Source organism: Streptomyces sp. NPDC002690, assembly GCF_053592415.1.
Genome location: NZ_JBSFVR010000266.1, coordinates 1 through 10505, shown reverse-complemented (window position 1 = coordinate 10505; position 10505 = coordinate 1). Strand labels below are relative to the sequence as shown.

General features: G+C 71.6%; 7 protein-coding genes and 1 pseudogene. 6 read left to right on the top strand and 2 right to left on the bottom strand.

The features are described 5' to 3' along the window. Positions 1-80 (bottom strand): annotated as a pseudogene (locus tag ACWD3D_RS26610) ((2Fe-2S)-binding protein); the annotation flags it as partial. A gap of 197 nt (positions 81-277) precedes the next feature. On the opposite strand from ACWD3D_RS26610, the gene ftsY reads away from it, so the two are divergent. Then, positions 278-1480, top strand: a complete 1203-nt coding sequence (gene ftsY, locus ACWD3D_RS26605) for a signal recognition particle-docking protein FtsY (protein WP_451463322.1) — start codon at positions 278-280, stop codon at positions 1478-1480. An 80-nt stretch (positions 1481-1560) separates the two neighbouring features. Here ftsY and ACWD3D_RS26600 read toward each other — a convergent pair whose 3' ends face one another. Next, entirely contained in the window at positions 1561-2214 is a 654-nt protein-coding gene (locus ACWD3D_RS26600; protein ID WP_451463321.1) for a bifunctional DNA primase/polymerase, read from the bottom strand. 444 nt (positions 2215-2658) lie between these two features. Between ACWD3D_RS26600 and nsdA the strand changes: the two genes are divergently transcribed. The 5 genes from nsdA (at position 2659) to ffh (ending at position 10396) form a co-directional block, all read left to right on the top strand. Beyond that, complete coding sequence (nsdA, locus tag ACWD3D_RS26595) at positions 2659-4134, top strand: transcriptional repressor NsdA (protein ID WP_451463320.1); 1476 nt, start codon at positions 2659-2661, stop codon at positions 4132-4134. A 364-nt stretch (positions 4135-4498) separates the two neighbouring features. Next, the gene (locus tag ACWD3D_RS26590) at positions 4499-5848 is read left to right on the top strand and encodes an ammonium transporter (RefSeq protein ID WP_451463319.1); all 1350 of its coding nucleotides are present in this window, start codon (positions 4499-4501) and stop codon (positions 5846-5848) included. Next, on the top strand, positions 5845-6183 hold the full coding sequence (locus tag ACWD3D_RS26585; protein WP_451463318.1) for a P-II family nitrogen regulator: 339 nt from the start codon (positions 5845-5847) through the stop codon (positions 6181-6183). Before ACWD3D_RS26590 ends, ACWD3D_RS26585 begins: the two co-directional genes overlap by 4 nt. Positions 6184-6214: 31 nt before the next feature. Further along, the gene (locus ACWD3D_RS26580) at positions 6215-8665 is read left to right on the top strand and encodes a [protein-PII] uridylyltransferase (RefSeq protein ID WP_451463317.1); all 2451 of its coding nucleotides are present in this window, start codon (positions 6215-6217) and stop codon (positions 8663-8665) included. Between the two features lie 174 nt (positions 8666-8839). Next, positions 8840-10396: a signal recognition particle protein gene (gene ffh / locus ACWD3D_RS26575; protein ID WP_451463316.1), complete on the top strand. Its 1557-nt coding sequence runs from the start codon at positions 8840-8842 to the stop codon at positions 10394-10396. Positions 10397-10505: the final 109 nt, after the last annotated feature.

Here is a 10505-nt window from a genome sequence, read left to right as displayed (position 1 = left end):
CCCATGCGTTCGCGCAGGACGTACAGGAGGGACTCGCCCTCCCAGACGTCGTCCGCCTGCTGCGGCCGGCCGTTGACGGACGTTCCCGCGCCGCACGGGTGCGGTGCCCGTGCCGTGTCCCCGTACGGATGCCGTGCCGTGCTGTTTCTCCGCCGCCTCTCCGCCGTGTCTCCGCTCACCACAATGACCGCCAAAAGGTGCAAAGTGGTGCATCGGATGCGGGAGGGCCGTCCGAGGCAGCTCCCGGGCCCCGCCCGTGGCCGATACTGGACGGGTTATGGAAATCGTCATCCTTGCTGTAGTCATCGCCCTGGTCGCTGTCGGCCTGATCAGCGGGCTCGTGGTCAGCAGCCGCAAGAAGAAGCAGCTGCCGCCCTCGGCGCCGTCGAGCACGCCGACCATCACTCCTCCCGCCGGACCTCGTGTCGGTGAGGAGTCCGAGGCGCCGCGCGACGAAGCGCGGCGCACCATCGAGGAGGCCGGTCTCCCGGACGCCGAGGCCCCCGCCGAGGAAGCCCCGGCCGCCGCGGCCGAAGCTCCCGCCCTCGACGTACCCGAGCCCACCGCGGGCCGTCTCGTACGGCTCCGCGCGCGGCTCGCCCGCTCGCAGAACTCCCTCGGCAAGGGGCTGCTCACGCTCCTGTCCCGGGACAACCTCGACGAGGACACCTGGGAGGAGATCGAGGACACCCTCCTCACCGCCGACGTCGGTGTGGCTCCCACCCAGGAACTCGTCGAGCGCCTGCGCGAACGCGTCCGCGTGCTCGGCACCCGGACCCCCGAGGAGCTCCGCGCCCTGCTGCGTGAAGAGCTCATCACTCTGCTGGGCCCCGACCTCGACCGTGAGGTCAGGACCGAGGGCGGCGCCGAGACCCCGGGCGTCGTCATGGTCGTCGGCGTCAACGGCACCGGCAAGACCACCACGACCGGCAAGCTGGCCCGGGTCCTCGTGGCCGACGGCCGCAGCGTGGTCCTCGGCGCGGCGGACACCTTCCGCGCCGCCGCCGCCGACCAGCTCCAGACCTGGGGCGAGCGCGTCGGAGCGCGTACGGTACGCGGCCCCGAGGGCGGCGACCCCGCGTCGATCGCCTTCGACGCCGTGAAGGAAGGCATCGCCGAGGGCGCGGACGTCGTACTCATCGACACGGCCGGACGGCTGCACACCAAGACCGGCCTGATGGACGAGCTCGGCAAGGTCAAGCGCGTCGTGGAGAAGCACGGCCCGCTCGACGAGATCCTGCTCGTGCTCGACGCGACCACCGGCCAGAACGGTCTGGTCCAGGCCCGGGTCTTCGCCGAGGTCGTGGACATCACCGGCATCGTCCTGACCAAGCTCGACGGCACCGCCAAGGGCGGCATCGTCATCGCGGTCCAGCGCGAGCTGGGCGTCCCGGTGAAGCTCATCGGGCTCGGCGAGGGACCGGACGACCTGGCCCCGTTCGAGCCGGGCGCCTTCGTCGACGCGCTGATCGGCGACTGACCGCTCCTCGCACCCCGCACGCACGCCGATGGGCGGCGGCCCCGACCGGGGGCCGCCGCCCATCGGCGTCTTCGAAGCCTCTACGTGCGGTGGCAGCTGTAGGCCAGGGTGCCGAGCAGCAGCCGGGCCGGCGGAGGAGCGGTCGCCGTGTCGAGGGCCGGCGGGCGCAGCCAGCGGACCGGGCCGAGGCCGCCGACGTCGCAGGGGGGCGCGGTGATGTGGGTGCCGGGCCCGAGGGCGCGCAGATCGAGCGGGGCGTCGTCCCAGCCCATCCGGTACAGCAGCTCCGGAAGCTGGGCGGCGGCTCCGGGGGCGACGAAGAACTGGGCCCGGCCGTCCGGGGTCACCGCCACCGGGCCGAGCGGAAGCCCCATCCGCTCCAGCCGGACCAGCGCCCGACGGCCGGCCGCCTCCGCCACCTCCAGGATGTCGAAGGCCCGGCCCACCGGCAGCATCATCGAGGCCCCCGGGACCTCGGCCCAGGCGCAGGCCGCGTCGTCGAGGGAGGCTCCGGCGGGAACCTCGCGGGCGGACTCCAGCGGATGGGCGCCGGGTGCGGCGCAGCGCCGGTCGCCGCAGGAGCAGGTGCGGGAGCCGGTCCCCGCACGGGCGCCGGGCCGGACGGCCCATCCCCACAGGCCGGTGTACTCCGCCACGGCGGTCGTCCCGGCAGTGCGGTGGCGCCGCCGCGATCCGGATCGCAGCTCACGGATACCGCCGATCGTGAAGCCCATGCCCCCTCCAACGGGTCCGGCGCGCCGATGGTTACGTGGCGGCGGGGTCCCGCGGTCCGGCGGCCCGCCGGTGGTCGCCCCCGAATGGGCGGCGCACGGGAGTACTCGGGGGTGGCACGATCCGATCCGCGCAACCCGAAGCACTCCTTCGCGCCCCCTGTTGTTCGACGCCTGTCAAGTCAAGCGCGCCCGGTGCCGGACAGCTTCATTCGAAGGGGTGGCGAATGGTGGCGTTTCTGAATTCGCCCTCGCGGCGAGGGTGATCGTAGGATTACCGTCGGTACACGGACTCTGGAAGTATGAGCACCCGCGGGTATGCCGGTGGCAACCCGTTTTCTTGTTCGAAGGCGGACGACTTCCGTACGGGCGGTACCGGGTTACGGCATTCTGGGCAGCTGGGCAGAGGTTCGCGCGAAGAGGTTTCGGCGAGATGGGGGCGTTCCGGTGAGTGGCAGCGGCGCAGGCGATACGAATGCCGGAAAGCGCCCCAACGGGCAATTGGGATCATGGTTCGTGCGCAGCGGCTGGTCCAAGGGCGAGCTCGCACGCCAGGTGAACCGGCGGGCCCGCCAGATGGGCGCCCACCACATCAGCACCGACACCTCGCGCGTGCGGCGGTGGCTCGACGGCGAACAGCCCCGCGAGCCGATCCCGCGCATCCTGTCCGAACTCTTCTCGGAGCGCTTCGGCAGCGTCGTCGCGGTGGAGGACCTCGGGCTGCGCACCGCCCACACGTCGCCCTCCGTCTCCGGAGTGGACCTGCCCTGGGCGGGACCGCAGACCGTCGCCCTGCTCAGTGAGTTCTCCCGCAGCGACCTGATGCTCGCCCGCCGGGGCTTCCTCGGCTCCTCGCTCCAGCTCGCCGCCGGACCCACGCTGATCGAGCCCATGCAGCGCTGGCTGGTGCCGGTCGCCCCCACCGGCCCGGCCGAACCCGAATCGCCCTCCGCCGCCCGCCGCCCGTCGCGCCTCTCCAAGCCCGAACTCGACCTGCTGGAGTCCACCACGGCGATGTTCCGCCAGTGGGACGCGCAGTGCGGCGGCGGACTGCGCCGCAAGGCCGTCGTCGGCCAACTCCACGAGGTCACCGACCTGTTGCAGGAGCCCCAGCCCGCCGCCACCGCCGTCCGGCTGTTCCGCTGCGCCGCCGAACTCGCCGAGCTGGCAGGCTGGATGAGTTACGACGTCGGTCTCCAGCCCACCGCCCAGAAGTACTTCGTCCTCGCCCTGCACGCGGCCAAGGAGGCCGGGGACAAGTCGCTCGGCTCGTACATCCTCTCCAGCATGAGCCGGCAGATGATCCACCTCGGCCGCCCGGACGACGCCCTGGAGCTGATCCACCTCGCGCAGTACGGCAGCCGGGAGTGCGCGACCGCCCGCACCCAGTCGATGCTGTATGCGATGGAGGCCCGCGCCTACGCCAACATGGGCCAGCCCGGAAAGTGCAAGCGAGCGGTCCGCATGGCCGAGGACACCTTCCTCGACGCAGGTCTGGACGACGAGCCCGAGCCCGACTGGATCAAGTTCTTCTCCGAGGCCGAACTCAACGGCGAGAACGCCCATTCCTACCGTGACCTGGCCTATGTCGCCGGCCGCAGCCCCACGTACGCCTCGCTCGCCGAACCCGCCATGGCCAGAGCCGTCGAACTGTTCGCCGAGGACGACGAGCACCACCGCAGTTACGCGCTCAACCTCATCGGCATGGCCACCGTCCATCTGCTCAAGCGCGAGCCCGAAAAGTCGATGGTGCTCGCCGGCCAGGCGCTCGCCGTCGCCAAGAAGGTCCGCTCCGAGCGGGTCAACACCCGTCTGCGCAAGACCGTCGACGCCGCTGCCAGGGACTTCGGGGACGTGGCCGACGTAGCGCACCTCACCGAGGCCCTCGGTGACCAGTTGCCGGAGACCGCCGAAGCGATCTGATCCGGCGCCGCGCCCACCGGCCGCGGCGGCCGACCCGTAACCACCGACAGGCTCCAGGGCCAGCCCCATACAGGCCTAGGGCGCCAGGTGGGCGGGGGGCCGCCGTGGCCGGTTCGCGTGTCGCGGCACTTCAACCGCACCGTATGCGGCATGGACCGCATGGTAGGTGGGACACCGGTTACGTCGCTCCGGGTTCATGCCGACGTAACACTCCCGGCGGCTTCGTCACTGCGGCGAAACACCGAGCGGCATTCGTGGAAACGGTGCTCCGCCAATCTCATGGCGCATAAGGCCCGCACCTTTCCCAGTGGTCCCGCAGCCTTCCCCCGCACGCCGCGGCCGCTCCGACGACGAGGAGACGCCGATGCCCCCAGGCATCACGACGCTTGCCGCAGACACCCCTCAGCTGTCTGCCGCCAACACCGGGTTCATGCTCATCTGCTCGGCCCTGGTGATGCTCATGACCCCGGCCCTGGCCTTCTTCTACGGAGGCATGGTCCGCGTCAAGAGCAGCCTGAACATGCTGATGATGAGCTTCATCAGCCTCGGGATCGTGACGATCCTGTGGGTGCTCTACGGATTCAGCCTCGCCTTCGGCACCGACTCCGGCTCCATCATCGGCTGGTCGTCCGACTACGTCGGCCTCAGCGGCATCGGACTGAACGAGCTCTGGGACGGCTACACCATCCCGGTGTACGTCTTCGCCGTCTTCCAGCTGATGTTCGCCATCATCACCCCCGCCCTGATCAGCGGTGCCCTCGCCGACCGCGTGAAGTTCACCGCCTGGGCGCTCTTCATCACCCTCTGGGTGACCGTGGTCTACTTCCCCGTCGCCCACTGGGTCTGGGGCGCCGGCGGCTGGCTCTTCGAGCTGGGCGTCATCGACTTCGCCGGCGGTACGGCCGTCCACATCAACGCCGGTGCCGCGGCCCTCGGCGTGATCCTCGTGATCGGCAAGCGCGTCGGCTTCAAGCGTGACCCGATGCGCCCGCACAGCCTGCCGCTCGTCATGCTCGGCGCCGGTCTCCTGTGGTTCGGCTGGTTCGGCTTCAACGCAGGCTCCTGGCTCGGCAACGACGACGGCGTGGGCGCCGTGATGTTCGTCAACACGCAGGTCGCCACCGCCGCCGCCATGCTCGCCTGGCTCGGGTACGAGAAGCTGCGCCACGGCTCCTTCACCACCCTCGGTGCCGCCTCCGGCGCCGTCGCCGGACTCGTCGCCATCACCCCCTCGGGCGGCGCCGTCAGCCCGCTCGGTGCCATCGCGGTCGGTGCCATCGCAGGTCTCCTCTGCGCCATGGCGGTCGGCCTGAAGTACAAGTTCGGCTACGACGACTCGCTCGACGTCGTCGGAGTCCACCTCGTCGGCGGTGTCGTCGGCTCCCTGCTCATCGGCTTCTTCGCCACCGGCGGAGTCCAGTCCGACGCCAAGGGCCTCTTCTACGGCGGCGGTCTCGACCAGCTCGGCAAGCAGGCCGTGGGAGTCTTCTCCGTCCTGGCCTACTCTCTGGTGGTGTCCGCGGTCCTCGCCTTCCTCGTCGACAAGACGATCGGGATGCGGGTCACCGAGGACGACGAGATCTCCGGCATCGACCAGGTCGAGCACGCCGAGACCGCCTACGACTTCAGTGGAGCCGGCGGAGGTGCGGCCTCCCGCACAGCGGCACCGGTCCTGGACACCCCGGCAGCTCCGAACAAGAAGGTGGACGCATGAAGCTCATCACGGCGGTCGTGAAGCCCCACCGGCTGGACGAGATCAAGGAGGCCCTGCAGACCTTCGGCGTCCAGGGGCTGACGGTGACCGAGGCCAGCGGCTACGGACGCCAGCGCGGCCACACCGAGGTCTACCGCGGTGCCGAGTACACCGTCGACCTCGTACCGAAGATCCGCATCGAGGTCCTGGTCGAGGACGAGGACGCCGAACAGCTCATCGACATCGTCGTGAAGGCGGCCCGCACCGGCAAGATCGGTGACGGCAAGGTCTGGAGCGTGCCGGTCGAGACGGCGGTCCGGGTACGGACCGGCGAACGCGGCCCGGACGCCCTCTGACACCGACGCCCGTAGAACGGAAGGCAGCTGGGTGACGAGTACCGAAGTGACCACCGAAACCGAAGACTCGGGACCCAGCGGCTACGCGGCGGCCCGGCTGCGCCTCCTCCAGCAGGAGACGCGGTCCGGGCCGCCGCGCCGTTCGGCCCTGGCCGGCCTCACCGACGACTGGCTGAACGGCCTCTTCACCGCCGCCACCGAACACGCGGGGGTACGCGGCGCCGCCCTCGTCGCCGTCGGCGGTTACGGCCGAGGTGAACTCTCCCCGCGCAGCGACCTGGATCTGGTCCTGCTGCACGACGGATCGGCCGACGCGGCGGCCGTCTCCGCCCTGGCGGACCGCATCTGGTATCCCGTCTGGGACCTCGGCCTCGCGCTCGACCACTCGGTACGCACCCCGGGGGAGGCGCGCAAGGCCGCCGGTGACGACCTCAAGGTCCACCTCGGCCTGCTCGACGCCCGCACGGTCGCCGGCGACGCGGGCCTCGTCACCGCGCTGCGCACCCACGTCCTCGCGGACTGGCGCAACCAGGCCCCCAAGCGGCTGCCCGCCCTCCACGAGCTCTGCCAGGAGCGGGCCGAACGCATGGGCGAACTCCAATTCCTCCTGGAACCCGACCTCAAGGAGGCCCGCGGCGGCCTCCGCGACGCCACAGCCCTGCGCGCCGTCGCCGCCTCCTGGGTGGCCGACGCTCCCCGCGAAGGACTCCTCGAAGCCCGCCGCGTCCTTCTCAACACCCGCGACGCCCTGCACCTGGTGACCGGCCGGGCCACCGACCGGCTCGCCCTCCAGGAACAGGACCAGGTCGCCGGGGCGCTCGGCCTGCTCGACGCCGACGCTCTGCTCCGCCAGGTCTACGAGGCCGCCCGCACCGTCAGTTACGCCTCCGACGTCACCTGGCGCGAGGTCGAGCGCGTGCTGCGCGCCCGCTCGATGCGCCCCCGCCTGCGCGCCATGCTCGGCGGCGCCAAACCCGCCCCCGAACGCACCCCGCTCGCCGAAGGCGTGGTCGAGGCGGACGGCGAGGTCGTCCTCGCCCGCTCCGCCCGCCCCGAGCGGGACCCCGTGCTGACCCTGCGCGCGGCGGCCGCCGCCGCCGAGTCCGGGCTCCCGCTCTCCCGCCACCTGGTCCGCCACCTCGCCGGGGCGGCGGCGCCTCTCTCCGTACCCTGGCCGCCGGAGGCCCGCGAAGAACTGGTCACCCTGCTCGGCGCGGGCGAGGCGACCGTCGCGGTGTGGGAGGCCCTCGAAGCCGAGGGCATCGTCACCCGGCTGCTGCCCGACTGGGAACGCGTCCACTGCCGCCCCCAGCGCAACGCCGTCCACACCTGGACCGTCGACCGCCACCTCGTCGAGACCGCCGTCCGCGCCTCCTCCCTGACCCGCAGGGTCGGGCGCCCCGACCTCCTGCTGGTCGCCGCCCTGCTGCACGACATCGGCAAGGGCTGGCCCGGGGACCACTCCGTGGCCGGCGAGGTCATCGCCCGCGACATGGCCACCCGCATCGGCTTCGACAAGGCCGACGTCGCCGTGGTCGCCACCCTCGTACGCCGGCACCTGCTGCTCATCGAGACCGCGACCCGCCGCGACCTGGACGACCCCGACACCGTCACCGCGGTCGCCGAGGCGGTCGGCTCCCTCTCCACCCTGGAGCTGCTCCACGCGCTCACCGAGGCCGACGCACTGGCCACCGGTCCCGCCGCCTGGAGCACCTGGCGCGCCTCCCTCGTCGACGACCTCGTGGCACGGGTGGCCGCCGTACTGGCCGGGGAGGCTCCCGCCGACCCCGGGCCCGCCGTGCCCGACGCCGAACAGGAACGCCTCGCCGTCGAGGCGCTGCGCACCGGTGAACCCGTCCTCGCCCTGCACACCCAGCCCGAACCGCCCTCCGAGTCGGGCGAACCGGGACCGGTCGGCGTCGAACTCCTCATCGCGCTCCCGGACCGGCCCGGCGTCCTGCCCGCCGTCGCGGGGGTGCTCGCCCTGCACCGCCTCACCGTCCGTGCCGCCGATCTGCGCGCCGTCGAGCTCCCCACCGAGCTGGGCGAATCCGCCGACCTGCTCCTGCTCAGCTGGCGGGTGGCCGCCGAGTACGGCGAGCTGCCGCAGGTCTCCCGCCTCCGCGCCGACCTCCTGCGGGTGCTCGACGGCGCGCTCGACATCCAGGCCCGTCTCGCCGAACGGGAGTCCGCCTATCCCCGGCGGCGAGGCATCAAGGCCCCGCCGCCCCGGGTCACGGTGGCCTCCGCCGCCTCGCGGCAGGCCACGGTCATCGAGGTCCGCGCCCAGGACGCCCCGGGGCTGCTGCACCGGATCGGCCGGGCGCTGGAGGACAGCGCGGTACGGGTGCGCTCGGCCCACGTCGCGACGCTCGGCGCCAACGCGGTGGACACCGTCTACGTCACACGCGTGGACGGGACGGTCCTCTCCGACGAGGAGGCGGCCACCGTGGCGAAGTCGCTGGAGGCCGCCCTGCGCTGAGCGTCCCGTTCCGGCCCGGGGTACGGGAGGGGCATGCCCTCCACCCGTACCCCGGACCGCCGCGCGCCCGCCCCGTACGTACCGATCGCCACCGGCGAGGACGGCCGCTCGCCCGGGCCGGATACTCTAGGAGGCGACCTGTTACGCCCCCGACCCTGAGGACCGACGAGCGCCGTGTTCGATACTCTCTCCGACCGCCTTGCCGCGACTTTCAAGAACCTCCGGGGCAAGGGCCGCTTGTCCGAGGCGGACATCGACGCCACGGCTCGCGAGATCCGTATCGCCCTGCTCGAAGCGGACGTCGCGCTTCCGGTGGTCCGTGCCTTCATCGCCAACGTCAAGGAGCGGGCGCGCGGCGCCGAGGTCTCCGGCGCGCTGAACCCGGCCCAGCAGGTCGTCAAGATCGTCAACGAGGAGCTCGTCTCCATCCTCGGCGGGGAGACCCGGCGGCTGCGGTTCGCCAAGAACCCGCCCACCGTGATCATGCTCGCGGGCCTCCAGGGTGCCGGTAAGACGACCCTCGCCGGAAAGCTCGGCCTCTGGCTCAAGGGACAGGGCCACAGCCCCCTCCTCGTCGCCTGTGACCTCCAGCGCCCCAACGCCGTGAACCAGCTGAGCGTCGTCGCCGAGCGCGCGGGTGTCGCCGTGTACGCGCCGGAGCCGGGCAACGGCGTCGGTGACCCGGTGCAGGTGGCGAAGGACTCCATCGAGTTCGCCAAGAACAAGGTCCACGACATCGTCATCGTCGACACCGCGGGCCGCCTCGGTATCGACCAGGAGCTGATGCGCCAGGCCGCGGACATCCGCGACGCCGTCAGCCCCGACGAGATCCTCTTCGTCGTCGACGCGATGATCGGCCAGGACGCGGTCAACACTGCCGAGGCCTTCCGCGACGGCGTCGGCTTCGACGGCGTGGTGCTCTCCAAGCTCGACGGTGACGCCCGCGGTGGTGCCGCCCTGTCGATCGCCCACGTCACGGGCAAGCAGATCATGTTCGCGTCCAACGGCGAGAAGCTCGACGAGTTCGACGCCTTCCACCCGGACCGCATGGCCTCCCGCATCCTCGACATGGGCGACCTGCTCACCCTCATCGAGCAGGCGGAGAAGACGTTCAGCCAGGAAGAGGCCGCCAAGATGGCCTCCAAGCTGGCGTCGAGCAAGGGCAAGGACTTCACGCTCGACGACTTCCTGGCCCAGATGGAGCAGGTCCGCAAGATGGGCTCCATCTCCAAGCTGCTCGGCATGCTGCCCGGCATGGGGCAGATCAAGGACCAGATCGCCAACATCGACGAGCGCGACGTGGACCGCACCGCCGCGATCATCAAGTCGATGACGCCCAAGGAGCGCGCCGAGCCGACGATCATCAACGGCTCGCGCCGGGCCCGTATCGCCAAGGGTTCGGGCGTCGAGGTCTCCGCGGTGAAGAACCTCGTGGAGCGCTTCTTCGAAGCCCGCAAGATGATGTCGCGGATGGCCCAGGGCGGCGGGATGCCTGGAATGCCGGGGATGCCGGGCATGGGTGGTGGTCCCGGCCGGCAGAAGAAGCAGATCAAGCAGGCCAAGGGCAAGCGCAAGAGCGGTAACCCGATGAAGCGCAAGGCCGAGGAGCAGGCCGCCGCGGACCGCCGTGAGCAGGCGGCGGCCCAGGGTGGCGCCTTCGGCGTGCCCGGCCAGGCCGCTCAGGGCAAGGACTTCGAGCTGCCGGACGAGTTCAAGAAGTTCATGGGCTGACCGCTGCGGGCCCGCCCGGTCACCCGCCCGGCGTCGGCCGCCACCTTGCGGACGTACGACCTCCGTTGGCGGCACCACCCGCCGAAACAGCACCCACAACTCGTCGGGC